Genomic DNA, 25,245 nt, shown 5'->3' on the forward strand with positions numbered 1-25,245 from the left:
ATGACGGGGATGGAGCGGTAGCAATTCTCACTCCGGCCGCACCAGCAGCTGATCGAGATTCTCCAGGAACTGCTTCCACCCGGCATGGGCGCCGCCATAGGCCTGCTTCTGATGCGGCTGGAAGCCGGACTGCTCGACGCGCAGATGGGTGCCCTTCGCTGTCGGCGTCAGCGTGAAGACCACCACGCTCTCGAGATTATAGGCGGCATCCGCATGCGCGAAATTCCAGGTGTAGGACAGCGTCTTGTGCGGCTCCACAGTGAGCACCTTGCAGTCCAGCACGCCGCCCCACTCGCCGCGCAGATTGAAGCTGTGCCCGACTTCGGGCTTGAAGTCGTTCTTCATCAGCCACTCCTCCATCAGATGCGGTTGCGTCAGCGCGCGCCAGAGCTTTTCCGGCGGATGGGGAAACTCGCGCTCCACGATTGCGGAGCGCGTTTCAGCGGTGGTCTTGTTCATTGGTCCATCCTTTTGAGAAGATCTTCGAGGTGATCGAACCGGTTCTGCCAGAAGCCCGCCATCTGGCTGGTCCAGTCGATCAACGGCGCCAGTGCGCCGAGTTGCGCGCTGTAATGCGTCTGCCTTCCTTCATGGCGGTCGCGCACCAGCCCGGCCTGCTTCAGCACGCCGAGATGCTTTGACACCGCCGGCTGCGAGATCTTTGCCCGCGCGGTCAGCGCACCGACGGTCTGCTCGCCCTCGCGGCACAGGCGCTCGAATATCGCCCGGCGGGTCGGGTCTGCGAGGGTTCGAAACAGCACGTCGTGAGCGTCCGGCATTTTGCGATCAATAACCCGTTGGCTATGGATCAACGTATAACTGAGCAGCTATGGATTGGTCAAGTGAAAGTTGAGGAAAGCACACTGACGCTCTGGCTCGCCGCCTTACACGGCTTGATGCAACGTCGGCCACCTCGATAAACCCATATCCAACTGGTTATGTGTTTGCCGTTGATTTGCCCGTCGGGACGAAACGAGATGCAAAGCTCAAACAGATTAGGTCGCGAGAATGCGGAAGCATGACTCATAGCCCGCGCAACACACTCGGTGTCGTCCTGGCGAAAGCCAGGACCCATTACCCGAAATTTCAATTGTTGCGCGAAGCTGGGGCCGCGATCCCGTTCATCACTGAATTCGGTGGTTATGGGTCCTGGCTTTCGCCAGGACGACAGTGACGAATGTGGCGCCCACCAGCCTACGCATGCGCCTCGTTGCGACGGCGCTGCGCATGACCTACACATATCGCGCGGATGCGGTCCCTGTTCACGGAGAACCTTGATGTGCCAGCTCTGCGAAATCACGCCTCCCAGCCGAACCTCCCGGCGTGTCTTCCTCGCTGGCGTGGCGTGCACCGCGGCCAGCCTCGCCCTTGCGCCGGCTGTGACGGCCAAAGAGACAAAACCGCCGCCGAAGCCGCAGAACGTGCTGCCGCCGGACGCCGCGCTCGACCGGCTGGTGAAGGGCAACCTCCGTTATGTCGAAGGCGTTTCGCGGCGGCATGATTTCAAGCACGAGCGCGAGGCGCTGTCCGGCGGACAGAACCCGTTCGCCGGCATCCTGAGTTGCGCGGACTCCCGCATCGCACCGGAATACGCGTTCGATACCGGCCGCGGCGATCTGTTCGTCTGCCGCGTCGCCGGCAATTTCGCCAGCGACGAGATGATCGCAAGCCTCGAATATGCGCAGTCCGTGCTCGGCGTGCCGCTGTTCATGGTGCTCGGTCATGACAGTTGCGGGGCGGTCGACGCTGCGATCAACTCGCTGAAGGACAACACCACCCTGCCCGGCCATCTGCCCTCGCTGGTCACCGCGATCGCGCCTGCGGTGAAGGCGACCGAGGGCAAGCCGGGCGACCGGCTCGCCAACGCCATCAGGCAAAACGTCATCGACAACGTCGCGAAGCTCAAGACGGCGACGCCGATCCTCAGCGCCGCGGTCGATCAGGGCAAGCTCAGGATCGTCGGCGCGGTCTATCGGCTGACCGACGGCAAGGTCGAGCTCGTCACGGACGCCCGGCGACCGGCGACTTGAACCTCGGCGCGGCCTGCGACCACTGAAGCCAAGAACGACATCGCGTGAGCGACATGGAGAAGGCGGATGGGGCGCCGGCGCGGGTGGATTGCTGGAGTGCTGCTTCTGGCCGTTGCCTCGTTGCCGGCGCGCGCCGGCGTCGAGCCCTGCAACACGGCGCAGAAGCGGATCGAAATGACCGCGTTGCTCCGCCATGCCGCGGAGGACCGCCCGGTCAACATCACCTTCGCAACCCGGGCCGATGGCGTGAAGCTGCCCGCCGCCGTGATCGAGCAATATCCCGAGGAGATCACGATCATCCTGCAGCACGAATTCGATCGCCTCGTGATGAGGGATGACGGCTTCGAGGTCGGCGTCTGGTTCAATCGCAAATATGCCAGGCTCGCCGTGCCGTTCGACGCGATCAGGAGCCTGTGGGACGGCAAGGTTCTGATGTGCACGAGCAATCAACCGTAGGAAACAGTGACGTCGCGGCGCAGAAAGCACGCAAAGTCACGTGAACGTCGCTTCCACGTTGCCGAGCCCATCGAGCTCCATCACGACCATGTCGCCCGCCTTCAGCCACACCGTCTTGACCAGGCTGCCGGTCAGCACGATCTGGCCGGCATGCAGGCCACGGCCTTCGGCGGCGAGATGATTGGCGAGCCAGGCGAGCGCGTTGTGCGGATGGCCGAGCACGTCGGCGCCGGTGCCGCGCCCCTCCTCCTTGCCGTTGACGAGCGCGCGTCCGGTGACCTTGCGCAGATCGGGCACGGTGATGCGCGACACGGCTTCGCCGAGCACGCAGCCGGCGGCGAAGAAGTCGTCGGCGATCAGCGTCGGCGCGCCGAGTGTCTCCCATTTGACGTAGCGGTCGTCGACGATCTCGATCGCCGGATGGTAGGCCTCGATCGCCTCCGCGACCCATTCGGCGGTGAACGGCGCTTCGCCGGGCGCGAGGCTGCGCGCCAGCCGCACCGCGATCTCGCATTCGACGCCGACATGGACGAAATCGGCCGCCGGCAGCCGCACGCCGCTGTCATGCACGACCTTCTCGAACACGCCGCCGCCACAGGGGTGCGGGATGTTGATGTATTCCTGCATCACCGCGCTGGTGCAGCCGATCTTGTAGCCGACGAGGCTGCCGATGTGTGGCTGCAGCAGATCGTGCAGCGCGTATTGCACCTGATAGCCTTCGGCCTCGTCGCGCGGCACGATGTCTTTGGCGAGCGCCTTGAGCGGCGCGCGGCTGCGGCGCGCGCTGGCAATCGCCTTTGCGGCCGCGAGGATCCGTTCCATCTGCGCAGCCTCCCTGAAATTCTCCGGCGGCGCGGTGGCGCCTCCGTCTGCTCACAGCAATTCAGCACTCGCCGACGCATCTGGCAAGCACGCCGGACGGGAGGGGCCGTCAGGCCTTGACCAGACCGAGCCTGATCAGACTCTCCGCGGTCGCGACGATCATCTCCTCATTGCCGCGCGGACGCCAGCCGAGCAGGTTCTGCGCCTTGGCGCTGGTCGAGCGGCGCACCTTGCCGAGCAGCGGCAGGGTGGCGCGGGCCAACGGGTTGCGCCGCGCGGCGAGCCGAATCATCCAGTCCGGCGCCTGGAACCGGGGCACGCGCCGCGCCTTGCTGCCGAGTTTCCTGCGCAGCACCCGGGCCACCTGCAGCACCGACAAGGTCTCGCCGCCGACCGCGAGGAACCGCTCGCCGCTGGCCTTGGGCGAAGTCATGGCGCGCAGATGCAGGTCGGCGACGTCGCGCACGTCGACGAGGCCGAAATGGATCCGGGGCACTGCCGGCATCGCGCCGTCGAGCAGCGCCTTGATGATGCCGATCGACTCGGAGAAATCGGGCCCGAGCGCCGGGCCGAACACCGCGGTCGGATTGACCACGGCAAGCTCGAGGCCATTGCCTTCGCGCGCCACGAAATCCCAGGCGGCGCGCTCGGCCAGTGTCTTGGATTTCGGATAGGCTTGCACATCGGGGCCATCGAGGTTCGACCAGGTGGTCTCATCGAACGGCTTGGCTTGCGGCGGATGGCCATAGCCGATCGCCGCAAACGACGACGTCACGACGACGCGCTTGACGCCGGCGTCGCGCGCCGCGCGCAACACCCGCAGCGTGCCTTCGCGCGCCGGAACGATCAGCTCGTTCTCGTCCTCCGGCACATGCGCGCCGAGCGGCGATGCGACATGCAGCACGTAGTCGCATCCCGTGACCGCCTCGCGCCAGCCGGCATCGCGCAGCAGGTCGGCGGTGGCAAAGCCGACCTGGTCGGCCGCGAGCGCACCCCCCTCGCGCAGCATCGCGATCACGTCCTTGCTGCGATCCGGATTGCGCAGCGTGGTTCGCACCGTATGCCCGTCGGCGAGCAGCTGCAGGATGGTATGCACGCCGATGAAACCCGATCCGCCCGTGACCAAAACCGTGCTCATGTTCCTAGCCTCTTCATGGTTCGGCAGATGGGGCACACATTGCACCGCCCACCCTGCACAGGCCGCATCTGGTCACTATCTGATGTCAGACAAGTAGAATGAAATTCGAGACCGGTATGGAAAACAATACCAGCGAGCTATGTGACGGCGGTGAATGCGAGAGCTGCCCGACCGACCCCAATCTGCTGATCGAGTTCAAGCACGCGATCCACGCACTCGGCGGCAAATGGAAGCTCGAGATCCTGTTCACGCTGATGAACGGCGGCGTGCGGTTCGGCGCGCTGCGCCGCGCGCTGGTGCCGGTCACCCAGCATATGCTGACCGCGCAACTGCGCGAGCTCGAGCACGATGGGCTGGTGGCACGCAAGGTGCTCGCCGAAAGGCCGCTGCAGGTCGAATACGAGCTGACGGATTCGGCCTGGGGCCTCATGCCGGCCTTCCGCGAATTGCTGGCGTGGTCGAAAATCCACGGACCGCGCCGTCACGAGGAGGCAAGCGAGACGACACTCGGGGCCGGACTGGCCTGAATGTCGTCTCGCCTTCAGGTCGGCACGCGATCAACCCATGCCGAGCGCGCGCCGGATCGCGATCTCGACCGGCGAGTAAACGCCCTCGTCGCGCTCGAGCCGGTACGGCTCGGCAGGACTGAGCGACGGTTGCGCCATGAAGCGCGGCCTGGTGCCCCGATGCTTCTGCGCGGCATGCACCAGGAACGGATGGCACAGATAGACCGTGCCTGCTTCACCCGTCGCCAGCGCAAGCTCGCACTCGGCGCCCATTTGCGCGAGGTTCATCCGCACGCGTCCGGCCTCGCCCGCCGGCGCCAGATAACGCGCCATCGGAAAGTGCGAACCGGGTCGGCGCATCGTCCTCGCCGACATCGGAGAACAGGAACAGCATCAGCAGCGCCCGGCCGCGCGAGTTGACGTTCACTCGCCATGCCGAGAAGTCGCTCCGTTCGTTCGGATCGCAATCGTCGCCGGGAAAGCCGGCATCGACATGCCAGCCGGCATCGCCGGGATCGTCCGGATGCGGGAACCGCACCGGGAAGGTCCCGATGTTGTGGCGTGGAGACCAGCGGCCGGGGCCTGCGATCTGATCGAACGCCCGATACAGCAGCGCCGAGTTGATCGCCTGCCGGAATGGTTCCTCGCCATAGCCCGGGCTGCCGCACCACCGGGCGCGTCCATGTCGAGGGATCATGCTCGCTGCACGGCAGGTCGCGCCACATGATGGCACGTCCCGCATCGGCGAGTTCGCGGGGAAAGGTGTTGTCGATCCGGACAAAGCCCTGTTCGATGAATTGCTCGATTTGCGCGTCGCTGAGCGCACGCGTGTCGTCTCGATCGGTCATGATTGTCTCTCAAATCGTCGCCAGCCGTCGATGCTCCGCGAGGCGCGGAGTTTGGCCGGCTCATTCGGCTCACTGGAATCCCGCGAGCCCAGGCGCGCGGGGACGATCAGCGCTTCCGCGTGGAAGCGTGTTTCCTGGCGGAAACGAGATCAGCCCAGGAAGAAAACCGATGCGATGTTGAGAGTACGTGTCATCATGGCGGCGCGAACGTACGACCGGTGCGCGCCGGAATCAATCTGTAGCGGTCCACCGCCACTATTCGTCGCGATAGACCTTCTCGCGCTTCTCGTGGCGTTCCTGCGCCTCCACCGACAGCGTCGCGATCGGGCGGGCTTCGAGCCGCTTCAGCGAGATCGGGTCACCGGTCTCTTCGCAATAGCCGTAGGTGTTGTCTTCGATGCGCTGGAGCGCCGCGTCGATCTTGGAAATCAGCTTGCGCTGACGATCGCGGGCTCGAAGTTCGATCGCGCGGTCGGTTTCCGAGGAAGCTCGGTCCGCGAGGTCGGGGTGATTGACGTTCTCTTCCTGCAACGTCTGCAGCGTGACCTTCGATTCGCGGAGGATCTCATCCTTCCAGGCCAGCAGCTTGGCGCGGAAATAGTCGCGCTGCCGCTCATTCATGAAAGGCTCTTTTTCAGTCGGCCGGTAGTTCTTCAGCTTTTCCAAAGGCAGCCATGTCCCTGTCAGGCGGAGGGAACAAGAGCCCTCCGCGCGGCGCCTTATATAGCCACGTCATGTGACAGACAATATCTGCCACCGCGAAAGGCGGCCTGCCCCCAAGGCCTTGCACAGGCAAACTTATCCGTGCTGCCCCGGGGCCGGCTTTTCCCCTCTCCTGGCCCGTCAGTAGCCGACCGTGAAGCGCTGGCGGATATGGGCCGGGCGCTCGATTTCGTCGGCGAGTGCAACTGCGAAGTCCTCGAACGAGATCGAGCTTTTCCCGTCGGCCGCGGTCAAAAGCTGGTCGGTCCCGAGCCGGAACTTGCCGGTCCGCTCGCCTGCCACGAACAGCGCCGAGGGCGACAAAAAGGTCCAGTTCAGGTCCTTTTCCTGGCGCAGCAGGTCGAGGAACTCGGCCCCCTTCGAGGCCTCGGCCTTGTACTGGGCCGGGAAGTTCGGCGTGGTCACCAGGCGGACGCCCGGGGCCACCTCGAGGCTGCCGGCACCGCCGACCACGAGATAGCGCCCGACGCCGGACGCCCTGGCCGCCCCGATCAGCTTGACCGGGTCGCTGACGGTGAAATGGACGGAACTGATCGCGGCATCGTGCCCGGCCCACAGCGCAGTCAGGGCGGCTTGGTCGTTCACATCCCCCTTCACGGCGGTGACACCAGGCAGGGTTGCGATCTTCTCCGGGTTGCGGGCGATGGCGGTGACGGCATGGCCGCGGCGGGCGAGTTCCGCGGTGAGGCGCGAGCCGGCCTGGCCGGACGCGCCGGCGATGGCGATCTTCATCAAAGTCTCCGATTGGTAGTTTCCAATGGTGACTAGATAGCGAAATGGATGTAAGTGTGAAGAAGGCACTCTTGTCTCACCTGATTACGCCGGAGTAACCCGATGAAAGCCGCCAGCCTGAAGCCGGACGCCTATGCCGCCAATTGCCCGACGCGCCAGATCCTCGACCGGGTCGGCGACAAATGGGCGGTGCTGATCCTGCTGCTGCTGCGCAGCGAGCCGATGCGCTTCAACCAGCTTCGCCGCGCCATCGAAGGCATCTCGCAGAAGATGCTGTCGCAGGTGTTGAAGAGCCTGGAGCGCGACGGGCTGCTGCGCCGCCGTGCGATCGCAACCGTTCCGGTCACCGTGGAGTATTCGATCACGCCGCTCGGATCGACGCTCGCCGAAGCGGTCGATCCGCTGCGCGACTGGGCCGAGCAGAATCTGAAGGAGGTGCTGACCGCGCAGCGCCGCTACGACACGCAGCGCAAGGCACTGGCGGCCTGAGGCACTGCCTGCCAGCGTGAGATAGGTCAGGTGATCGAGAGCGGCCTAATACTGCCCGGCCTTGGCGAGCTCGACTTCGACGCGCAGCTCGATCTCGCCCAGCACGGCATCGAGGCCGGGGTCACCGGAGGATTCCTTCAGGCTCGCCGCAGCATCACGCAGCCGGTTCACGGTGGAGGAATCGAAATTGCCGGACAGCAATCCGAGCTTCAGCGCATCGAGCACGTCGAGGGCGCCCTTGCCGCGCGCCACCGAGCGCTTGCGGCGTTCGGTCGGGTCTTCGACGCCCTGCAGCGCGAGCAGTGCATCCAGGCTGGTGGCGGCCTTCGGCGCAGCGGCGGAGCGAACCTCCTCCTGCGCGCTGGTCGCATCCGGCAGCGAGAAGCCGCTCGACGAGGTGCGCCGCGTCGAACTGGTCGACGTGCCAAGCGTGGTGCCGTTCGGTCCGTAGATGCGCATCGTCATGATCCCGCAGGCCTGAATGCCGCGAGCATCGCCGTTTTATGGTTAACGGTGCGTAAACGACCCGGCAATTTCTGCCGCCGCACGGCAGTTTCGCGCTCCCTGGCGAACCGGAACCGAACGGCGGCCCGACAATTTCGATAAATATATCAATACATTGCCCCGGCAAAACGAAGTGGCACGCGACTCGCATGGTTAATGGCGGATCGCCGTCATGGGAGTGTCGCGTGATCCGCGAGTTGAAGTTCGAGGGGAGCACTGGATGCCCGGCATCCGCATCGTAAGCATATTCGGGTTGGCCTGCGCCGCGCTGCTGGTGCTGGCGGCCTCCGTCATGCCCGCTGCCGCGACGTCGCGGATCAAGGATCTCGCCAACATCGAGGGCGTGCGCCAGAACCAGTTGATCGGCTACGGCCTGGTGGTTGGCCTCAACGGCACCGGCGACACGCTGAACAACATCCCCTTCACCAAACAGTCGCTGCAGGCGATGCTCGAGCGCATGGGCGTCAACATCCGCGGCGCCACCATCCGCACCGGCAACGTCGCCGCCGTGATGGTCACCGGCAATCTGCCGGCATTCGGCACCCAGGGCACCCGGATGGACGTCACCGTCTCCGCGCTCGGCGACGCCAAGGATCTGCGCGGCGGCACCCTGCTCGTCACTCCCCTGCTCGGCGCCGACGGCAACGTCTACGCGGTCGCGCAGGGCACGCTGGCGATCTCCGGCTTCAACGCCGAGGGCGAGGCCGCCAAGGTGGTGCGCGGCGTGCCGACGGTCGGCCGCATCGCCAACGGCGCCATCATCGAACGCGAGATCGAGTTCGCGCTCAATCGCCTGCCCAATGTCCGCCTCGCGCTGCGCAACGCCGACTTCACCACCGCCAAGCGCATCGCCGCCGCGGTCAACGACTATCTCGGCGTCAAGACCGCCGAACCGCTCGATCCCTCCACCGTGCAGCTCTCGATCCCGCCGGAGTTCAAGGGCAACGTCGTCGCCTTCCTGACCGAGATCGAGCAGTTGCAGGTCGATCCCGACCTCGCCGCGAGGATCGTGATCGACGAGCGCTCCGGCATCATCGTGATGGGCCGCGACGTTCGCGTCGCCACCGTCGCGGTGGCGCAAGGCAACCTCACCGTCACGATCTCCGAGAGCCCGCAGGTCAGCCAGCCCAATCCGCTGTCGCGCGGCCGCACCGTGGTGACGCCGCGCAGCAATGTGCAGGTCACCGAGGACGGCAAGAAGTTCGCGGTCGTCAAGGACGGCGTCTCGCTGCAACAGCTCGTCGACGGCCTCAACGGCCTCGGCATCGGACCGCGCGATCTGATCAGCATCCTGCAGGCGATCAAGGCCGCCGGCGCGATCGAAGCCGACATCGAGGTGATGTGATGGGAAGCCTGATCAACAGCACCACCGGCAGCATGCCGAACAAGGCGCTGATGCCGATGTTCAACGGCCGCCCCGATCCCGTGCTGCAGGACGCGATGAAGAAGGTCTCGCCGCAGCAACTCACCAAGGCGAAGGCGACCGCGACCGACTTCGAATCGATGTTCCTCAATACGATGTTCTCGCAGATGACCACCGGCCTGAAGGGTGAAGGCCCCTACGGCGACACGGTCGGCACTGGCGCGTGGCGGTCGATGCTGACCGACGAATATTCGAAGAACTTCGCCAAGGCCGGCGGCGTCGGCATTTCCAACGAAGTGTTCCGCTCGCTGATCCTGCAGCAGGCGAACAAGAGCTAATTCGGTTCTCAAGGAGCAGCGCGATGAATCAGCGTCCACAGCAGCATCGGCCAGCCGCCCCCGTGGTGCGGCCCGCGACGACGACGCCCCCCGATGTCGCACGTCTCGCCAACGAGCTGACCGAAGTGATGAGCGCGCTGCTCACCGTCGTCGAGCAGGAGACCGAGTTCGTCCGCGCCGGCAAGATCCGCGAGGCCATGCGGCTCGAGGCGCAGAAGTCGGACCTGTCGCGACGCTACATGCTCGCGGTGGAGCACCTCAAATCGATGCAGAAGATGCTGTCGCAGACCGAACCCGAACTGCTCGCCACGCTGCGGCGTCATCACGAGACGTTCCGCGCGATGCTGCAGGTCAACCTGACGGTGCTTGCGACCGCACACGCGGTTTCCGAAGGCATCGTGCGCGGCGTCAATGCCGAGGTGCAGCGCCGCAACATCCCGAACACCTATACCGCGAACGGACAGCGCGCCACGCCGGGCCCGCGCAACATGACGCCGATCGCCGTCAGCCGCACGCTCTGACGCACGCACGCCGACAATTTAGCTCAATTCGGCGCGCTCCCGGCAGCGCGGCATTCAGCGTGTTCCCTAACAGGCTGTTGAGAGGTTCCCCGTAGAGTTGCGGATCGTGAGGGGTTGGGATTTGACTCAAGCAAACTAGTGCCTGTGCACTACGAGGCTGCCATGAGTACAGATTTCAACATCAAGCCGGTGGGGGCACCGGTTGCAGCGCCGATGATCACTCCCGTGAGCGATACGGCGCAGAAGGCGGTGAAGACCGAATTGCCCGCGAGCCAGAGCGTCACCGCTCCGGAGCCGAGCGTGCGCGTCACGATCGACCCCAACTCCGTCAATGCGTCGCTCTCAAATCAGGCGCCATCGGTCACCGACCAGGTCATCATCGACCGCGACGCGCGCGCCGTGGTCTACCAGGTGGTCGACAATCGCACGAATTTGGTGGTGAGACAGTTTCCGGAAGAAGCCGTATTGCGCCGCCGCGCCTATTTCCACGCGCTCGATCTCAGCAAGGACGCGCCGACGCGGGCGCGCGCAACCGACCGCCGCGCGTAACGCAAGCGATCGGACCCTCACTTCTGTGTGGCGTAGGCCTTGTCGAGATAGGTCGATCCGGTGGCCGGATCGGTCACGACATTGGCGATCAATGCCGTCCCCTGCTGCACCAGCGAAAACTTGGTATCGCCGACCCGGAACGAGCTGTCCTTGATCAGCACGTCCTGATATTTGCTGGTGCCGTCGCTCTGATAGTGGACCTTGGCGCGGAAGCCATCGACGTTCGACACCGAGATGTTGAACGACTTGTTGTTGGCGTATTTGCCGCTCCAGCTGCCCTCATAGAGCTTCGGATCGACGGCCACATAGGGCGTCTTCGACGGAACCGTCAGGCCGGCGGCCTTGTAGTTGGCCGACAAGATGCTCAATACGTCCGCCATGCCGGGGGCTCCGTCGTGAACCGGTCGATCAGGCGCGGCCCGAGAGGCCAGCGGCGATATTGCAGTTGATGTCGATCAGCGACTTCAGCTTCGCCGGGTCCGGATTCATCTGGATGTCGATGGTCTGCTTCATCACGAACACGCTGATGTTCGCGATCTTCTGACGCACCTCGAGCGGTTGCGGATTGTCGGCGCCCTCTGCGGCGCTGAGGAAGATCGACCACAGGCGGCGATTGAACAGCAATGCATGATCGAGCGCCTTGTCGAGGCCATTCCAGTTTGCCTGGACTTCCTGCAGCTGCCGCGCGGCCTTCAACAGCGCCTGCGCTTCGATTTCACGGGGGGAGGCCGTCGTCGTTGACGTACGGGCGTAGGCCTGGGCTGCATTCGACATTAATGACCTCGATGGGATGCGGATTTCTCGGGCCGCGGAGACGCAATTCTAGCGCTCGATATTTATGCATCCGGCGCCTTTAAATATGGTTAGCAGGCGTTACGAAATGCGCCGTTCTGACGGCAGGGAAAGATACCGTAATATCCCGGAGACAAAGAAAAACGGCGGGGTTTCCCCCGCCGTTGTCGAAGTGCTTGTCGGCGCGTTTAGCGGAGCAGCTGCAGCACGCTCTGCTGCGACTGGTTGGCCAGAGCAAGCGCGGACACCGCGATCGACTGGCGGGTCGACAGCGCCTGGCTGTTGGCCGCTTCCTCGTTGGTGTCGGCCAGCGTCAGGTTCGACGAACCGGTCTGCAGCACGTTGATCAGGTTCTTCGAGAAGTCCTGGCGGATCTGCACGATCGACAGGTTCGAACCCAGCGTCGAGGCTTCGCTGCGCAACGAGGAACTCGCCGAGCTCAGCGACGCAATGACGCTGTTCGCCGAGTTGTTGTCGAGGAAGTCGGTGCCGGCGGCCAGCGATTTCAGGCCGAGGCCGGTGGCATTGAAGGTGACGCCGCTGATCGCGAGCGTCGACTTGCCGGTCTCGTTGAAGGTCAGCTTCAGGTTGTCGCCGTTCAACAGGTTGATACCGTTGAACGAGGCGTCCTGCGCCGTGGTCGTGATCTGCGCGATGGTGTTGTTGTACTGCGTCACCAAGGCGGCGCGCGCCGACTGCGAGGCCGGATCGGCAACCGGAGCCGTCCCGGCTGCGCTGAACGTCGCAGTGCCGCCGCCGGTGTTGGTGAAGGTCACCGCACCGATCGTCGAGGACGCCGCGTCGTTGGTCGTGGTGATCACGAGCTTGTTGGAGCTGTCGAGGCTCGCAGTCAGGTTGCTGGCCGCAAGCGACGCATTCAGCTGCGTCAGCGAGCTGCTGGCCCCGAAGGTGAAGCTGAAGGCGGGCTGACCGGCCGAGGCCGCGATCGCCAGCACGTCGCCGCTCTTGATCGTGGTGCCGTCGACGAGGTTGGCGGACGTGCCGCCGAGCGCCGCGGTGGAGGTGACCTGCGACCTCGTGGTGTAGCCGGTCGGGCTCTGCAGCACCTGGTTGGCGATCGACTTTGCGGTATCGACCAGCTTCTGCAGCGAGGTGATGCCGGTGTTGGCAGCCTGCAGCACCTGCACACCATTGCCGATGCCATCGAGCAGGTTGTTGATGTCGCTGGCGCGGTTGTCGAGCGACTGTGCGGTGAAGAAGTTGGTCGGGTTGTCGAGCGCCGTGTTGACCTTCTTGCCGGTGGCAAGGCGGTTCTGCGTGGTGGAGAGCAGATCGGCGGTGGACTGGAGGGAGAGGAGGTTCTGACGAACGGAGGAGGAGAGAATGATACCGGACATTTTCATACCTTTCTGGTGTGAAACTGAGGAAAAAACCGCGCCAATCCTTTCTGATCGGGCGGATGGCCGATCCTGCCGGTCAAGCCTCGAAGGAAAAAGAAATCTCCAACGCGGCATTTAAGGCAAATGCCGAAGAATAAAATTGTCGCCATTGGGCGAAGTTCGCCGCGAAAACTACTGAGACGACTGCCGATTTCGGCCGAGGGCTATTACTCGCGCGGCCCCGCCGTTCACCAAGCGTTAACCATCATGGGAAAGGATCGCTGTCGCATCGGCCCCGGGCCGCAACGGCGGCTGCTAAGCAGCGCCGAACATGTTCCGCTAGCGGCGACATCGCACGACTGCCGGCAAAGGAGAACGGTCATGGCCCTGAAGGTTGAACTCAAACCGAACGAGCGCATCATCGTCGGCAATTGCGTGATCACCAACACCGATCAGCGCGCCCGCCTGTTGATCGACGGCGACCGCATCCCGATCCTGCGCGAGAAGGATATCCTGACGCCGGAGACCGCGGACACGCCGGCGAAGCTGATCTATCTCGCGGTGCAGCTGATGTATCTGTCGCCAGACCCGATGGCGCACCACCCGACCTATTTCAGCCTGGTGCGCGACATCATCACCGCGATGCCCAGCGCCTGGCCGTTCATCGAGAGCGTCAACAACCTCATCCTCAACGGCGATCTCTATCACGCGCTGAAGGAATCCAGGAAGCTGATCGCGCACGAGGAGAAGCTGCTGGAAACCGCGCGCGGTCAGCGAAACGGCAATCAGGACGATACCCGCAAGAGCGCGTAGCGCTTCCTGTCTTGACGCGTCTTCCTCACGCGAACCGGCATCCACTTCGCTTGAAAACGCTCTAGCCCTCGCCTGAACGAAAAAGGCCTCCCCGAGGGAGGCCTTTTTGCTGGCTGGAGATGAGGGGCAAGCGATCAGGCGATCGGCAGATATTTCAACAGCGTGGTCTGATACAGCATCGACGTGGTCTGATACGACGCCTGCAGGCTGGTCTGCAGCGCCAGGATCTTGGTCGCGACCTCGTCCTGATTGACGCCCTCGACCGAGTCGAGCATCGTTTCCGCCATGGCCTTGAGCTGGGTCTGACGATCGGTGGCCGCCTTGGTCGCCGTCTGCGCGCCGGCGAACTCGGCCTGCACGTCCTGGATCTGCTGCTGGCCGTTCTGCGGCGCAAGATTCCCGCTGACGCGCTGCGCGAGCGCCGTCACCTGCGCGCTTGCATTCGGGTTGCTGGCGTTGGTGGTCACCGCCGCATACACCGCGACGTTCTGCAGCAGGTAGCGGAAGGCCTGCTCGTTGGCGCGCGCGCCATACTGCACGGTGATCGACTGATCGACCTGCGCGACGGCGGTGCCGCGCGCCGATCCCGGGCCGTTCTCGCCGGTGTACCAGTACACGGTGTTGTCAGGCGTGCCAGCGACCAGGTTGGTCGCGGTATCGAACGGCGGTCCCCCTACCCTGAGCGGCGCCGGGGTCGCGGTCGTGTTGTTGGCGATGCCGAGCGCGCCGAGTGCGGCCGCATTGGAGCTCGAGATCGAGAGGCTCGCGCCGTCGGCGCCATGCAAGGTGATCGCACCGTTGCTGATGGTCGACGGGTTCTTGGTGCCGCTGACCTGGTCGATCTTCGCCATCAGCGTCTGCACGCTGTCGGTGATGTTGAGCTGGTTGCCGGTGGCGCCCGAGGCAACGAAGGTGATCGGGGTGCCGTTGACCGTGATGGTGTCGCCGGCCGCGAAGCTCGTCGACAGCGAGTTGGTGCCCGCCGCGCCCGAAAGGGCCGTGGCACCGCTGATCGGCGCCGGCGGCGCGTTCTGGTTGTTGACGGCGGCGCCCGCGACGGTCGCGACCGGATTGAAGAAGTTGTTGGACGCCGCGACCGCGGACGCCGCGACCAGCGACGTGTCGCTCAGCGTCTTGATCGACGACGTCAGTGTCGATTGAAGGTTGGCCGTCGTCGCCGTTGTGTCGGCACCGATCAGGAACGAGCCGGCCGGCGGCGGGTTCGTGGTCGTCGCCGTGAGCTCGATCGCATCGGTGGTGCCGTCGGGCAGCGTGAAGTTGAACTTGATCTTGTCGCCATCCTTCGGATTGACGGCGCCGAGATCGACCGAGGTGGACTTCGGCGTTCCGGCCGGCTGCGTCACGGTGGCGCCGGTCAACGACGACTGCACCGACAGCAGCTTCAGGCCGAACGGCGAGCCGTCCTCGGCGACGCTGGTCACCGTCGTGGTCGCCGGCGGCGACGAGACGCTTAGGCGTCCCATCAAATTGGTGCCCTGATCGGCTTGCTTGCGTTCGTTGATGAGCTGAGTGAGGCCAGCCTGGGTTGCCGTGCCCTTCAACATGGTGTCGGCGGACACCGTGGCCGGCGTATCCATGGCGCGGCCGGAGAACAGATAGCGGTCGCCCGACTGGCTGTTCAGCATCGCAACCGCATTGGAGAACGCGGCCTGCGCCGTGATCTGGCCCGACGTCTGCCCGCTGTTGTTGAGCGTCAGCGTCGCGGTCGTCGCGGCGTTCTTCACCTGGCTCCCGACGTCGGACAGCCCCTGCAGTGTGAGGTTGGCGACACCCAGCCGCGTGTTGAGGTTGGTCGCAGTATCCGAGAACGCGTTGATGCCGCTGATCTGGGCGCGCAGGCTGAGCGCGAAGCCGCGATCGAGCCCCTGCCCCGCATAGGTCGTCGATACCTTGCCGGTCGCAAGCTGCGTCGTCAGGTCATTGAGCTGACTGCGCAGGTTGAGGATCGTGGTGCCGATATAGGAAGTTCTGCCGCTTACGCCGTCGATCGACATGTTACCCTCACGTGAGCTGCAGCAGCGCGTCGTACATCTGCTTGATCGACGACATCACGCGCGCGTTGGCGGAATAGGCATTCTGCAGCGACAGCAGATGCGCCATCTCCTCGTCCATGTTGACGCCGGAGGTCGAGTCCATCTTGGTCTGCAACGTATTCAGCACGACGTCCTGACCGTCGGCCAATTGCTTGGCCGCCGTCGCCGATTCACCCTGCTGGCTGATGAACTGCTTGGCAAAGTTCAACAGCGTACCGGTGAACGGCGCGCCTGATGTGCCAAGGCCGGTCTTCGGCGAATAACTGTACGACGCGTTCGACAGCTGGTTCAGAATGAGGTTCGCGCGCGTGGTGTCGCCGGCCGGTGTCTGCGGATTGGTCGAGTACACGACCATGCGCGAGGGATCGCCGACCAGGGCGGTGTTGACACTGATGCGCGCGGCAAGGCCGGTCGACTGCGAGCCGTTCGCGGTGATCGCGCCGGTGTAGAGCCCGCCATTGTCGGTGAACAGCGGAAGCTGCGGATCGCCCGACGTCAGCGACGAAGCGGTCGATGTGACCGATGCCGCGGTCACGTCGGCCTTGTTGGCGGCGCCGTCGTCGAGCACGCGCAGGGTCGACCCGGACGGATTGGAGAACTGCAGACCGGTTCCGCCGAGCGCACCGTTGAGCTGCGACAGCACCGAGCTCATGCCGCCGGAGAAATCCACGCCCAGCACCTCGTCGTTCGGATTGACGGTTGCGGTGTTGCTGAGCGGCAGCACGCTCGGATCGTCGACGCGGACGAGCGACAGATTGTGCGTGACGCCAGTGGTGTTGTCCTTGTAGGAGACGTGGATGGTGTTGCCGCTCTGCAGCCCCGAGAGATCGAGGTCGAAGCCGGTCTGCGCCCCTGCCGTCGCCGCGGTGCCCGCCGTCGTCTTGTCCGACAGCGCGCTCGACATCGCACCGGCGAACTGGTCGATCTGCGTCTGGGCCTGCGCCAGCGTGTTGTCGCGCAGCTCGAGATAGGCGGCGATCTTGCCTGACCGGATCGAGTTGGTCGACACCATGTCATAGGTGCCGCCATGCGGGAAATTGATGGTGATGGTGCCGACAGTGCTCTTGGTCGGGTCGGTGTTGTACTGCGTGTTGGGCGTCATCGTGCCCTGGGCATTGAAGCTGAGCGTCGCCGCTTCGGTGCCGACCAGCTGCACGCCGGAGTTGGTGAACACGGTCACCTGGTTCTGGCTGTTGGTGACGGTGCGGATGTCCATCAGCTGCGAAAGCTGAGTGACGTAACGATCGCGCTGATCGAGCAATGCCGCGGTCGACGCATCGGCTGTGCCGCCGTTGGCCTGCAGCTGCACATTGAGGCGCGCGATCTGCTGCATCGCATTGTTGGCGGTATTGACGGAATCGCTGATGCCGGCCTCGGCGTTGGCGCGCAGCGTCTGGATGCCCTGCGAGGTCGCGTTGAGCTGCTGCGCCATGGACTGCGCGGCGTTGACGACGCCGATCCGGGCTGACTGCGAGTCCGGGCTGGTCGACAAGCCCTGCACCGCGGTCAGGAACTTGTTGTAGGCGTCCTCGATCGTGCCGGTGGAGTCGGGATTGCCGTAGACGCCCTGCAGATTGGCAAGGAAGCTCGAGCGGACGTCGGCGTAGGACGCGCCCGACGTCTCGGTGCGAAGCTGGGTCTGCAGGAATTCGTCGAGCTGGCGGTTGACGCCGGTGATGAGAACGCTCGACCCGAACTGGCCGGTGGTGCCGGTATCCTGGTTCAGCGTCTTCCTGACGTAGCCCGGCGTCTCCGCGTTGGCGACGTTCGACGACACGAGCGAGAGCGAGGCCTGCGTGGCGCGCAGGCCCGACATCGCGGTGGAAAGGGCTTGGCTCAAACCCATGATGTGTACTCGCCTTTACTGCTTCACACGCGCATGTCTGATGCGATCAGCGCACGACGTTCAGGAGGTCCTGCACCATCGAATTGGTTGTCGTGATCACCTTGGTGTTGGCCGAATAGGCTTGCTGGGTCACGATCAGCTTGGTGAACTCGTCGGCGATATCGGTGTTCGAGCTCTCGAGCGATGAACCGACGATGGTGCTACCGCCCTTGCCGAACAGCGCGCCGCCGGATTCGTCGGTCGCCTCGAACGCACCACCGTCGATGCGCTTGAGGAAGTTGGTGCCGTTGAAGGTCGCCACCGAGATCTCGGCGAGGTCGATGTTGCGGCCGTTGGTGTAGTTGCCGACGATGCGGCCGTTGGTGGAAACGCTGACCGACTGCAGCTGGCCGGCTGGGAAGCCGTCCTGCTGGATCTGGTTGACCTGGACGTTGCCGTTGGCGTCCGCGAACTGGGTCACGCCGCCGGAGCCGAAATTGATCACGGGGCTGCCGAGCGACACGCCGTTGACGACGGCATTGTTGAGCGCGACCGAGGAGATCGCCGGCGACATCTGGCCGTTCGCCCCGAAAGTGAAGTTGATGTTGGCGTTCTGCCAGGAGACCTGCGTTCCGGTTGCATTGGGATTGACCTGATAGAACAGGTTCCAGCTATCGGTATGTCCGGAGCCCAGCGAGGAGCTGTCGGTCTTGGCCCAGCGGAATTGCAGGTTCACCGGCGCACCCGACACGTCGTAAGCCGTGACGGCGCCGCCCGAGACGGATTGGTTCAGGAAGGTCGAGTTGTCGTTGCCGACCACCTGACCGGTGCCGACCGTGCCGCCGCCGCCGCGGGTCGCAACCGCCGAGCCGGTGAAGCCGAGCGCCGCGAGCGCGGTCGAGTTCGAGCTGGTCACGTTGAGATCGGCCGACGTGCCGGAGTGCAGGGTGATCTTGCCGCCGCTGATCGTCGATGGCGTCGCGGTACCGGTAATCGCGTCGATCTTGGCGAGCAGCGTTCCGATGCTGTCGGTGACGTTCAGCTGGTTGCCGGTCGCCCCCGAGGCCACGAAGGTGATGACGGTGCCGTTGACCGTGATCGTATCGGCGGGCACCACCGGCGGGCCGGCGGAGCCGGCGCTGAAGCTGGCATTGATCGAATCGCTGCCCGCAGCGCCCGAAAGCAGGGTCGCGGCGGTATTGGCGACCGACGGCGTCGCCTTGTTGTTTTGCGCGGTACCGGTGACGGAGGAATCGGTGTACGGCGCGGCCGGCGTGCCCAGCACCAGCGGGTTATGTCCGGCGCTGAATGCGCCCGGCCGGATCAGCTCGGAGCCCGGAACCGAGGTGTCGTGCGCGGTGGTCAAGGGATAGGACGCGAGGTTGGCGCGATAGTCGATCTTGGTGGTCTGCTGCGCCGGCAGGAAGTCGTTCTTGAACCGCAGCGTTTGCGGCGAAGAGCCCGAGGGGTTGCCGGTGGTCGGATCGATCGGGACGCCCTCGAGATAATAGCCGGCGCCGTTGACGAGGTAGCCGTCCTTGTTGAGCTGGAAATCGCCGCGGCGGGTGTAGCGGTCGACGCCGTCGAACACCGGCGAGCCGTCGGTGAAGCCGCCGGGCTTTTGCACCGCGAAGAAGCCGTTGCCGTTGATCGCCATGAAGGTCGCGACCGACGCCGATTGCACGTCGCCCTGCACCGAGTTGGTCGAACGCGACTGCGCCGTGACGCCGCCGGCGAGCTGCGCGGTCAGCGCGGTCTGCGGAACGAGGTCGAGAAACGAGGTATCGATGCGCTTGAAGGCCGTGGTCTGCGAGTTGGCGATGTTGCCGGAGATGTTTTCGAGCGCGTACGACCCTGCGCGCAAGCCACCGACAGCCGTCGTAAGAGCGCCGAAGATACCCATGACATGTTCTCCAATTCGATTCCCGGCGGCTGGCGATCACAGGAATGGCCGCATCGGCGGAGCATGTCGCAAAGGTCGTGCCACGAAACGAAACGTAACAAAATCATGCGCTTGAAAAAAAAGCCCCGGCCGTTTAACCGGGGCACAATTGCCGGGCAGGCAACAATTGCCGGGACAGAGCGCAGGCCTGGCCGCGCTCATTCGTCTTGGTCGGACGCGCTTTCTTGACGCGAGCCGGTACCCACTTCGCTCGCAAACGCTTCCTAGTTTGACGCGTTTTCCTGGCGCGAGCCGGTACCCACTTCACTCGCAAACGCTGTGGGCGTCAGGTCGCCGAGGGTGCGGCCGGGTGAAACACCAGCGCAAAACCGTCCATGCAGTAGCGCAGCCCGGTCGGCTTCGGGCCGTCGTCGAAGACATGGCCGAGATGGCCGCCGCAGCGGCGGCAATGCACCTCGGTGCGCAGCATGCCGAAGGTGCGGTCCGACGTGGTGCCGATGGCATTGTCCAGCGGCTTCCAGAAGCTTGGCCAGCCGGTGCCGCTCTCATACTTGGTCTCGGACGAGAACAACGGCAGGTCGCAGCCGGCGCAGGCGAAGGTGCCCTTGCGGTGCTCCTTGAGCAGCGGGCTCGATCCCGGCCGCTCGGTGCCCTCCTTGCGCAGGATCTCGTATTGCTGCGGCGTGAGTTGCGCGCGCCATTCGGCGTCGGTCTTCTCGATCTCGAATTTCTCGGCGGCCTGCGCCGGCGAGGCGCGCAGCCAGCGGAAGGCGGCGAGGCCGAACAGGCTGGCGACGGAAGCAAGCAGGATGCGGCGATCGATCATCAATCATCTCCGATGCGGGCGGCCAAAGCTGGCGAACAAGACTGGCTTGCCACCAAATACGAACCCCGCCGCCAGACGTTACATCCGCCCGTCGGATATCCGCTCACTTTCTTGCGAGGGATGAGCAGACGGCTGCTCACCGTCCTCAACCTGCCGGGGCGCGGGCGCCAGCACCGGCCGCACGGCGGATGGCGGCGGACGGCGGGGCGCCGGCCCCCGGGTTCCCGCCTTGAGATTGGCCTCGGCCAGCCGCGCCTCGCGGCGGCGCTCCTTCGCACGTGCACCCTCGCGGTAACGCGCCAGAACGCCCGCTGCGGATGCGGCGCCCCTCGTCCACAGGCCGATGAAATGACCGGCGACGCGACCGGTGGTGCCGCCGGCCCAGACCAGCTCGAACGGCGAAAACAGCCGCCAGCGGTCGTCGCCCCACAGGATGCTGCGCGCGATCAACTGCCCGGCGAGCGCCGAGGTGTTGAGCCCCTGCCGGCCGAAGCCGCTCGCCACCCACAGGCCCCTGCGCAACTGGCCGATCTGCGGCATGCCATGCACGGTGACGCCGACTGCGCCACCGAACGTGTCGGCGATCGGAACCTTGCCGAGCTGAGGAAACACCGTGGCGATGCGACGCTGTACCGCCGCACCGAGCCGCTTCGGTCGCGCGTCCCAGGTGGTTTCGGGACTGGCCCACAACAGGCGATCGCCATCGACGACACGGAAGTGGTCGATGCCGTCGCTGTCGACGACCGAGCCGGAAAAGGCGATCGCCTCCGCCAGTCGTTCCCCGAGCGGTTCGGTCAACGCCGCATAGCGCCACACCGGCAGCAGTGTATCCGACAAACGCTTGAGCGGCGCACCGAGATGGATATTGCCGGCGAGGACGATATGGTTGGCACGCAACCGCGCCGTCGGCGTCACGATGCGCTTGCGAATGCCGGAAAAATCGATGCTGACGACCGGCGTCTCCTCGAAGATCCGCACACCCGCCCGCATCGCCAGCGCGGCGAGACCGTGCACATATTTGCGGCCGTCGATCTGGAACGCCTTCGGATAATAGATGCCGTGGAAATAGCGCCCGGTCCTGAGCACGCTGCGCACCCGATCGACCTGCCAGCCTTCGACTTCGGTGGCGAATTCCTCGCCCAGCGTCTGCAGGCGGCTGATCAGCGCTTCGCCGACATCGACATTGGAGACCTCCAGCGCGCCGTCGCTTGGGCTGATGCCCGGGATCAGCTCCTCGGTGGCGGTGGCGCGGACATACTCGGCGCCCTCCTTCGACAGCGCCCATAACTCGCGGGCATCATCGAGGCCGACGCGCTCGATCACATCCGATATCGGCAGGCCGAAACCCGGCATCACGGTGCCGAGATGGTGGCCGGAGGCGTTCCAGCCGACCTGGCGGCCCTCGAGCACGGCAACGCTGGCGCCAAGCCGCGCCGCCTCGCGTGCCACGGTCAGGCCGGCCAGCCCCGCCCCGACCACGCAAATGTCCACGTCGAGGTCGAACGCCAGACGGTCGCGGAACGGCGAGGCCGCCTCGTCGGGGCCGTCTGCCGCACTTGTGGAAGTCTCGCTCATGTCGTTTCTTACGAACCGCTGCGGCGCTTGTCACCTTGTCCAGGGCATGCGCCTGTAGAATTAATTCGACCAGACCGAATCGAGATGGAAGTCCATGCGCCGTTTGCTGCTGCTGCGTCACGCCAAGACCGAAACCGACGCGCCTTCGGGGCACGACCAGGACCGTCGTCTCGACGAGCGCGGCCACCGCGATGCGGCGGAGATCGGCGGCTGGATCGCCCGCCACCCGCCCCTGCCCGATCTGGCGCTGGTATCGCCGGCGGCCCGCACCACGCAAACCTGGGAGATCGTGCGCGAGGCGCTGAAGGGCGCCGGACCTGCCCCGAAAGTCGAATTCGTGCCGGAACTCTACGGCGCCGATCCGGCGCAATTGCTCACCGCGATCCGGATGGCCTCCGTCACCGACCCGAAGCGGCTGATGCTGATCGGCCATAATCCCGGCATGCACGAGCTCGCGCTGACGCTGACCGGCAGCGGCGACGAGGCCGCCAAGCGCGCGCTCGGCGACAACCTGCCGACCTCGGGGCTCGCCGTCTTCGACTTCGCGACCGACGACTGGAACGAGGTCTCCTTCCGGCGCGGCAAGCTCGTGCTGTTCGTTAGCCCTAAACTGTTGAAGCAGGCCTCGCGCGGCTGACGCAAGCGGACAACGCAGCTCTGCCATGCTATATTGATGTTGGCGCGACAGGGGGACCGGTTCGCGGCGACACGACGAGCTACCGAAGAAAAAGAAGGCGCGCGTCCCGGCACAGGGACCAAACGGCTCCAGACCAATCGCGGACAGGAGGCGCAGATGTACAAGTCAATTCTCGTGCCGATCGACCTCGCCGATACCGATCTGGCGAAGCCTGCGATCGCAACCGCTGCGACGCTGTCGCAAACCTGGAACGGGGCGGTGCGTCTGCTCAACGTATTGCCGATGACGCCGGTGATGCTCGCCGAATATGTCCCGGCGGATTTCGACAGCCAGCAGCGTGAGACATCGGAAGAAGCGCTCGCCATCGTCGCGCGCGAATCCGGCATCGCGCCCGGGCGCATCTCCGGCGTGGTCCGCCAGGGCGGCATCTATCACGAGATCCTCGAAGAGGCCGCGACCATGAAGGCCGACCTGATCGTGATGACCTCGCACCGCCCGGCGATGCGCACCTACTTCCTCGGCTCCAATGCCGGGCACGTCGTGCGCTACGCCAAATGCTCGGTGCTCGTGGTGCGGCACTAGCGGGATAAGTTATGGGGCCGTCGCAGGCGGCGCTGCCAAAATATCGAAAACAACCCCATGCACAGTAGCCGGCCGGCGCGGCGAGGCGACAACGCGGCTTGACACGTCGGGCAACTCAAGGATTTTCTTCTAATAATCCGAAATTGCGCTCGAACACCCCGCGCGTCGCAGGGGGAGAGGAAACGCGCACTATTTGCGGCCGCGACCTGATCTCATCCTGCCTTGATCCGACCAGGACGCGGACTCACTCGCCTACGGCCGTGGTGGAATTGCGCCTGCGGTCATGGTGGAATTGGCCTGCACGGGTCCTCAAGGGCGCAGATTAGCCCTGCCGCAAAGGCAACTCCAGTTGCGGCCATGGCATTTGCAATCAGCAGGGAGAGAACGACAGGCGTTAACATGTGCGTCTCAGACCTAGCGAGTCAGACTGGCGAGCGAACTGCGTGTCGGTTGATTTGGCTGAGCGCTGCGTCCGGCAGGTTTCTCCTTGCTGCATCGCGGATTTGACTTTCTGGAATGCCCGCGACTCTATTTGGCGGACGCGCTCGCGCGAGATGCCATACTCGATCGCGAGCGCGTCAAGTTTGGGAGGAGCCTCGGTGAGTTGGCGCACCGTGAAGATATGTCTTTCGCGCGGACTGAGAGTTTGAATGGCAGCTTTCAAGGCTGCGCGACGTTGCGCCAGTTCTTCGTCTTCAGCGAACTTGATGTCATGGCAAGGTGAAGGATCGACCAGTCGTTCGAGTGCATCACCCGCCTGCGGCGCGTCGTTGAGCCGGGAATTCAAGGAGACGTCGCCGCGCAAGCGACGATCCATATCCACGACGTCACGTTCAGATACTTTGAGGCGTTCAGAGATTGTCTTGGCTTGATCAGGTCGCAGATCCCCATCATCGAGCGCCGAAATCGCGCTCCTGGTTCGCCTCAGTTTGAAGAACAGCTTCTTCTGTGCAGAACTCGCCGAAATCTTCACCAGCGACCACGACCGAAGGACATATTCCTGGATTGTCGCCTTTATCCACCACATCGCATAGGTCGAAAGCCGAATCCCGCGCTCTGGATCAAAGCGCCGCACCGCCTGCATCAAGCCAACATTTCCCTCGGAAACGATGTCGGCGATTGGCAAGCCGTAGCCCCGGTAGCGCATCGCGATCTTCGCAACGAGGCGCAGATGACTGGTGACGAGGCGATAGGCTGCATCGCGGTCGCCGTGCTGACGCCAGCGCCGTGCGAAGCGGGTCTCCTCCTCCTGAGTCAGGATCGGAAACTTGCGAATTTGGCCGAGATAGTGCGTTAGCCCGCTGCCGATGGATGGCTGCAGTTGAGAGACGGTTTGATGCATTTGCCCCTCGCAAGAGCTTCCTAGACGTCAATGGAAACAGTGTCCGGACCATCGCGCCCCTGCTGACGTCCAGATCCGTTACCGTGATCGGTGGCGGCCTCCGGCTCCGGCTCTACAAGGTGCAGGGCATCAACGATGTCGTCGAAGCTGACGGCATTATCCTGAGAGGGCTGGCTTGGTCCCGCAACCGCGCAACCGTTTGCGGCCCAGGATGACAGGATTGCCCGCTTCTCGTACGGCGTCAGATCGCAGTCGTCGACGACGTCCATCGGATGAGCGAATGCACCGGCCGGGTCCAGCAGCGCGGCCATTTCAAGCGTTGTCGTGCGTCCCTCGATCCTCGGCAGCAGCGCGCAGAGGCGGTCGGGGAACGCGTCTCGCAGAAGTCCTGTCGCAGAGGCCTGCTCTTCGCTCAATCGGCGCTCGATATAGCGGCGTTCAAGGTCCGAAAGACGCGTTGCGAGCAGCCTGCGATAGCGGTCGATATTCCTTCGGTGCGCGCGCAGCCGTTGCAGGTTCGCTTCGAGCATGATCCAC

28 protein-coding genes and 1 pseudogene are annotated in these 25,245 nt (G+C 64.5%); 11 read left to right on the forward strand and 18 right to left on the reverse strand.

The features are described 5' to 3' along the window. Positions 1 to 27: 27 nt before the first annotated feature. A complete protein-coding gene (locus tag AAFG13_RS11350) occupies positions 28 to 459 on the reverse strand; it encodes an SRPBCC domain-containing protein (RefSeq protein ID WP_092115418.1) in 432 nt (143 codons plus the stop codon). Next, complete coding sequence (locus tag AAFG13_RS11355) at positions 456 to 779, reverse strand: metalloregulator ArsR/SmtB family transcription factor (protein ID WP_050403489.1); 324 nt, start codon at positions 777 to 779, stop codon at positions 456 to 458. Before AAFG13_RS11355 ends, AAFG13_RS11350 begins: the two co-directional genes overlap by 4 nt. A 498-nt stretch (positions 780 to 1,277) precedes the next feature. Here AAFG13_RS11355 and AAFG13_RS11360 point away from each other — a divergent pair, with 498 nt between their 5' ends. Next, a complete protein-coding gene (locus AAFG13_RS11360) occupies positions 1,278 to 2,030 on the forward strand; it encodes a carbonic anhydrase (RefSeq protein WP_212310058.1) in 753 nt (250 codons plus the stop codon). A 96-nt stretch (positions 2,031 to 2,126) separates the two neighbouring features. Then, on the forward strand, positions 2,127 to 2,486 hold the full coding sequence (locus AAFG13_RS11365; protein WP_342712041.1) for a ClpXP protease specificity-enhancing factor SspB: 360 nt from the start codon (positions 2,127 to 2,129) through the stop codon (positions 2,484 to 2,486). Positions 2,487 to 2,522: 36 nt separating this feature from the next. Here AAFG13_RS11365 and AAFG13_RS11370 read toward each other — a convergent pair whose 3' ends face one another. Together AAFG13_RS11370 and AAFG13_RS11375 are read right to left on the reverse strand one after the other, a co-directional pair. After that, entirely contained in the window at positions 2,523 to 3,308 is a 786-nt protein-coding gene (locus tag AAFG13_RS11370; RefSeq protein ID WP_212310060.1) for a fumarylacetoacetate hydrolase family protein, read from the reverse strand. A 109-nt stretch (positions 3,309 to 3,417) separates the two neighbouring features. Then, positions 3,418 to 4,446, reverse strand: coding sequence for an aldehyde reductase (locus AAFG13_RS11375; protein ID WP_342712042.1), 1,029 nt, complete (start codon positions 4,444 to 4,446; stop codon positions 3,418 to 3,420). A 98-nt stretch (positions 4,447 to 4,544) separates the two neighbouring features. On the opposite strand from AAFG13_RS11375, the gene AAFG13_RS11380 reads away from it, so the two are divergent. Further along, positions 4,545 to 4,973, forward strand: a complete 429-nt coding sequence (locus tag AAFG13_RS11380) for a helix-turn-helix domain-containing protein (protein ID WP_342712043.1) — start codon at positions 4,545 to 4,547, stop codon at positions 4,971 to 4,973. A 30-nt stretch (positions 4,974 to 5,003) separates the two neighbouring features. Here the strand turns inward: AAFG13_RS11380 and AAFG13_RS11385 are convergent. The 3 genes and pseudogenes from AAFG13_RS11385 to AAFG13_RS11395 all read right to left on the reverse strand — a co-directional run bounded on the left by AAFG13_RS11385 (position 5,004) and on the right by AAFG13_RS11395 (position 7,255). Further along, positions 5,004 to 5,800, reverse strand: a pseudogene (locus tag AAFG13_RS11385) (phytanoyl-CoA dioxygenase). A gap of 255 nt (positions 5,801 to 6,055) precedes the next feature. Next, entirely contained in the window at positions 6,056 to 6,421 is a 366-nt protein-coding gene (gene dksA / locus AAFG13_RS11390) for an RNA polymerase-binding protein DksA (protein ID WP_021077973.1), read from the reverse strand. 222 nt (positions 6,422 to 6,643) lie between these two features. Then, positions 6,644 to 7,255 (reverse strand): NAD(P)-dependent oxidoreductase, encoded by a 612-nt coding sequence (locus AAFG13_RS11395; protein WP_212310063.1) that lies wholly within the window; start codon positions 7,253 to 7,255, stop codon positions 6,644 to 6,646. 102 nt (positions 7,256 to 7,357) lie between these two features. Between AAFG13_RS11395 and AAFG13_RS11400 the strand changes: the two genes are divergently transcribed. Beyond that, positions 7,358 to 7,744 (forward strand): helix-turn-helix domain-containing protein, encoded by a 387-nt coding sequence (locus AAFG13_RS11400; RefSeq protein WP_342712044.1) that lies wholly within the window; start codon positions 7,358 to 7,360, stop codon positions 7,742 to 7,744. Between the two features lie 45 nt (positions 7,745 to 7,789). Here the strand turns inward: AAFG13_RS11400 and AAFG13_RS11405 are convergent, their stop codons facing one another. Then, positions 7,790 to 8,203 (reverse strand): flagellar assembly protein FliX, encoded by a 414-nt coding sequence (locus AAFG13_RS11405; protein ID WP_342712045.1) that lies wholly within the window; start codon positions 8,201 to 8,203, stop codon positions 7,790 to 7,792. A gap of 265 nt (positions 8,204 to 8,468) precedes the next feature. Between AAFG13_RS11405 and AAFG13_RS11410 the strand changes: the two genes are divergently transcribed. The 4 genes from AAFG13_RS11410 (at position 8,469) to AAFG13_RS11425 (ending at position 11,019) form a co-directional block, all read left to right on the forward strand. Further along, the gene (locus tag AAFG13_RS11410) at positions 8,469 to 9,593 is read left to right on the forward strand and encodes a flagellar basal body P-ring protein FlgI (RefSeq protein WP_342712046.1); all 1,125 of its coding nucleotides are present in this window, start codon (positions 8,469 to 8,471) and stop codon (positions 9,591 to 9,593) included. Positions 9,594 to 9,625: 32 nt separating this feature from the next. Further along, positions 9,626 to 9,949 carry a flagellar assembly peptidoglycan hydrolase FlgJ gene (gene flgJ / locus AAFG13_RS11415; RefSeq protein WP_249131788.1) on the forward strand — a complete coding sequence of 108 codons (324 nt, stop codon included), beginning with the start codon at positions 9,626 to 9,628 and terminating at the stop codon, positions 9,947 to 9,949. A 23-nt stretch (positions 9,950 to 9,972) separates the two neighbouring features. After that, a complete protein-coding gene (locus tag AAFG13_RS11420; RefSeq protein ID WP_212310067.1) occupies positions 9,973 to 10,470 on the forward strand; it encodes a hypothetical protein in 498 nt (165 codons plus the stop codon). 162 nt (positions 10,471 to 10,632) lie between these two features. After that, positions 10,633 to 11,019 (forward strand): hypothetical protein, encoded by a 387-nt coding sequence (locus AAFG13_RS11425; RefSeq protein ID WP_212310068.1) that lies wholly within the window; start codon positions 10,633 to 10,635, stop codon positions 11,017 to 11,019. 17 nt (positions 11,020 to 11,036) lie between these two features. Here AAFG13_RS11425 and AAFG13_RS11430 read toward each other — a convergent pair whose 3' ends face one another. The 3 genes from AAFG13_RS11430 to AAFG13_RS11440 all read right to left on the reverse strand — a co-directional run bounded on the left by AAFG13_RS11430 (position 11,037) and on the right by AAFG13_RS11440 (position 13,169). Continuing rightward, positions 11,037 to 11,399, reverse strand: coding sequence for a hypothetical protein (locus AAFG13_RS11430; RefSeq protein ID WP_212310069.1), 363 nt, complete (start codon positions 11,397 to 11,399; stop codon positions 11,037 to 11,039). 28 nt (positions 11,400 to 11,427) lie between these two features. Further along, entirely contained in the window at positions 11,428 to 11,793 is a 366-nt protein-coding gene (flaF, locus tag AAFG13_RS11435; protein ID WP_212310070.1) for a flagellar biosynthesis regulator FlaF, read from the reverse strand. Between the two features lie 206 nt (positions 11,794 to 11,999). Continuing rightward, entirely contained in the window at positions 12,000 to 13,169 is a 1,170-nt protein-coding gene (locus tag AAFG13_RS11440; protein ID WP_212310071.1) for a flagellin, read from the reverse strand. A gap of 363 nt (positions 13,170 to 13,532) precedes the next feature. Between AAFG13_RS11440 and flbT the strand changes: the two genes are divergently transcribed. Next, positions 13,533 to 13,964, forward strand: coding sequence for a flagellar biosynthesis repressor FlbT (gene flbT, locus AAFG13_RS11445; RefSeq protein WP_342712047.1), 432 nt, complete (start codon positions 13,533 to 13,535; stop codon positions 13,962 to 13,964). Between the two features lie 134 nt (positions 13,965 to 14,098). On the opposite strand, the gene AAFG13_RS11450 is transcribed toward flbT, so the two are convergent. The 5 genes from AAFG13_RS11450 to AAFG13_RS11470 form a co-directional block, all read right to left on the reverse strand. After that, positions 14,099 to 15,979, reverse strand: a complete 1,881-nt coding sequence (locus AAFG13_RS11450; protein ID WP_342712048.1) for a flagellar protein — start codon at positions 15,977 to 15,979, stop codon at positions 14,099 to 14,101. A 7-nt stretch (positions 15,980 to 15,986) separates the two neighbouring features. After that, complete coding sequence (flgK, locus tag AAFG13_RS11455) at positions 15,987 to 17,864, reverse strand: flagellar hook-associated protein FlgK (protein WP_342712049.1); 1,878 nt, start codon at positions 17,862 to 17,864, stop codon at positions 15,987 to 15,989. A gap of 46 nt (positions 17,865 to 17,910) precedes the next feature. Continuing rightward, entirely contained in the window at positions 17,911 to 19,746 is a 1,836-nt protein-coding gene (locus AAFG13_RS11460) for a flagellar hook-basal body complex protein (protein ID WP_342712050.1), read from the reverse strand. Between the two features lie 325 nt (positions 19,747 to 20,071). Further along, the gene (msrB, locus tag AAFG13_RS11465) at positions 20,072 to 20,572 is read right to left on the reverse strand and encodes a peptide-methionine (R)-S-oxide reductase MsrB (RefSeq protein WP_212310076.1); all 501 of its coding nucleotides are present in this window, start codon (positions 20,570 to 20,572) and stop codon (positions 20,072 to 20,074) included. Positions 20,573 to 20,650: 78 nt separating this feature from the next. Continuing rightward, positions 20,651 to 22,147 (reverse strand): FAD-binding oxidoreductase, encoded by a 1,497-nt coding sequence (locus AAFG13_RS11470; RefSeq protein WP_342712051.1) that lies wholly within the window; start codon positions 22,145 to 22,147, stop codon positions 20,651 to 20,653. Between the two features lie 94 nt (positions 22,148 to 22,241). On the opposite strand from AAFG13_RS11470, the gene AAFG13_RS11475 reads away from it, so the two are divergent. Both AAFG13_RS11475 and AAFG13_RS11480 read left to right on the forward strand, forming a co-directional pair. Then, on the forward strand, positions 22,242 to 22,784 hold the full coding sequence (locus tag AAFG13_RS11475; RefSeq protein WP_342712052.1) for a histidine phosphatase family protein: 543 nt from the start codon (positions 22,242 to 22,244) through the stop codon (positions 22,782 to 22,784). A 156-nt stretch (positions 22,785 to 22,940) separates the two neighbouring features. Continuing rightward, positions 22,941 to 23,366, forward strand: coding sequence for a universal stress protein (locus tag AAFG13_RS11480; RefSeq protein ID WP_021077991.1), 426 nt, complete (start codon positions 22,941 to 22,943; stop codon positions 23,364 to 23,366). 394 nt (positions 23,367 to 23,760) lie between these two features. Here AAFG13_RS11480 and rpoH read toward each other — a convergent pair whose 3' ends face one another. After that, positions 23,761 to 24,708: an RNA polymerase sigma factor RpoH gene (rpoH, locus tag AAFG13_RS11485; RefSeq protein ID WP_212310079.1), complete on the reverse strand. Its 948-nt coding sequence runs from the start codon at positions 24,706 to 24,708 to the stop codon at positions 23,761 to 23,763. Positions 24,709 to 24,728: 20 nt separating this feature from the next. Then, positions 24,729 to 25,238: a hypothetical protein gene (locus tag AAFG13_RS11490; RefSeq protein ID WP_212310080.1), complete on the reverse strand. Its 510-nt coding sequence runs from the start codon at positions 25,236 to 25,238 to the stop codon at positions 24,729 to 24,731. Positions 25,239 to 25,245 lie beyond the last annotated feature (7 nt).

Source organism: Bradyrhizobium sp. B124, assembly GCF_038967635.1.
Classification (GTDB): Bacteria; Pseudomonadota; Alphaproteobacteria; order Rhizobiales; family Xanthobacteraceae; genus Bradyrhizobium.

Bases quoted from the DNA above. Each gene is read 5' to 3' on its own strand.
- AAFG13_RS11480 (WP_021077991.1), top strand. From the start codon at position 22,941: ATGTACAAGTCAATTCTCGTGCCGATCGACCTCGCCGATACCGATCTG.
- rpoH (WP_212310079.1), bottom strand. From the start codon at position 24,708: ATGCATCAAACCGTCTCTCAACTGCAGCCATCCATCGGCAGCGGGCTA.
- AAFG13_RS11425 (WP_212310068.1), top strand. From the start codon at position 10,633: ATGAGTACAGATTTCAACATCAAGCCGGTGGGGGCACCGGTTGCAGCG.
- AAFG13_RS11360 (WP_212310058.1), top strand. From the start codon at position 1,278: ATGTGCCAGCTCTGCGAAATCACGCCTCCCAGCCGAACCTCCCGGCGT.
- AAFG13_RS11490 (WP_212310080.1), bottom strand. From the start codon at position 25,238: ATGCTCGAAGCGAACCTGCAACGGCTGCGCGCGCACCGAAGGAATATC.
- AAFG13_RS11410 (WP_342712046.1), top strand. From the start codon at position 8,469: ATGCCCGGCATCCGCATCGTAAGCATATTCGGGTTGGCCTGCGCCGCG.
- AAFG13_RS11470 (WP_342712051.1), bottom strand. From the start codon at position 22,147: ATGAGCGAGACTTCCACAAGTGCGGCAGACGGCCCCGACGAGGCGGCC.
- flgK (WP_342712049.1), bottom strand. From the start codon at position 17,864: ATGGGTTTGAGCCAAGCCCTTTCCACCGCGATGTCGGGCCTGCGCGCC.
- AAFG13_RS11370 (WP_212310060.1), bottom strand. From the start codon at position 3,308: ATGGAACGGATCCTCGCGGCCGCAAAGGCGATTGCCAGCGCGCGCCGC.
- AAFG13_RS11350 (WP_092115418.1), bottom strand. From the start codon at position 459: ATGAACAAGACCACCGCTGAAACGCGCTCCGCAATCGTGGAGCGCGAG.
- AAFG13_RS11460 (WP_342712050.1), bottom strand. From the start codon at position 19,746: ATGGGTATCTTCGGCGCTCTTACGACGGCTGTCGGTGGCTTGCGCGCA.
- dksA (WP_021077973.1), bottom strand. From the start codon at position 6,421: ATGAATGAGCGGCAGCGCGACTATTTCCGCGCCAAGCTGCTGGCCTGG.
- AAFG13_RS11400 (WP_342712044.1), top strand. From the start codon at position 7,358: ATGAAAGCCGCCAGCCTGAAGCCGGACGCCTATGCCGCCAATTGCCCG.
- AAFG13_RS11450 (WP_342712048.1), bottom strand. From the start codon at position 15,979: ATGTCGATCGACGGCGTAAGCGGCAGAACTTCCTATATCGGCACCACG.
- flgJ (WP_249131788.1), top strand. From the start codon at position 9,626: ATGCCGAACAAGGCGCTGATGCCGATGTTCAACGGCCGCCCCGATCCC.
- flaF (WP_212310070.1), bottom strand. From the start codon at position 11,793: ATGTCGAATGCAGCCCAGGCCTACGCCCGTACGTCAACGACGACGGCC.
- AAFG13_RS11355 (WP_050403489.1), bottom strand. From the start codon at position 779: ATGCCGGACGCTCACGACGTGCTGTTTCGAACCCTCGCAGACCCGACC.
- AAFG13_RS11475 (WP_342712052.1), top strand. From the start codon at position 22,242: ATGCGCCGTTTGCTGCTGCTGCGTCACGCCAAGACCGAAACCGACGCG.
- flbT (WP_342712047.1), top strand. From the start codon at position 13,533: ATGGCCCTGAAGGTTGAACTCAAACCGAACGAGCGCATCATCGTCGGC.
- AAFG13_RS11405 (WP_342712045.1), bottom strand. From the start codon at position 8,203: ATGCGCATCTACGGACCGAACGGCACCACGCTTGGCACGTCGACCAGT.
- AAFG13_RS11430 (WP_212310069.1), bottom strand. From the start codon at position 11,399: ATGGCGGACGTATTGAGCATCTTGTCGGCCAACTACAAGGCCGCCGGC.
- AAFG13_RS11395 (WP_212310063.1), bottom strand. From the start codon at position 7,255: ATGAAGATCGCCATCGCCGGCGCGTCCGGCCAGGCCGGCTCGCGCCTC.
- AAFG13_RS11440 (WP_212310071.1), bottom strand. From the start codon at position 13,169: ATGTCCGGTATCATTCTCTCCTCCTCCGTTCGTCAGAACCTCCTCTCC.
- msrB (WP_212310076.1), bottom strand. From the start codon at position 20,572: ATGATCGATCGCCGCATCCTGCTTGCTTCCGTCGCCAGCCTGTTCGGC.
- AAFG13_RS11375 (WP_342712042.1), bottom strand. From the start codon at position 4,446: ATGAGCACGGTTTTGGTCACGGGCGGATCGGGTTTCATCGGCGTGCAT.
- AAFG13_RS11420 (WP_212310067.1), top strand. From the start codon at position 9,973: ATGAATCAGCGTCCACAGCAGCATCGGCCAGCCGCCCCCGTGGTGCGG.
- AAFG13_RS11380 (WP_342712043.1), top strand. From the start codon at position 4,545: ATGAAATTCGAGACCGGTATGGAAAACAATACCAGCGAGCTATGTGAC.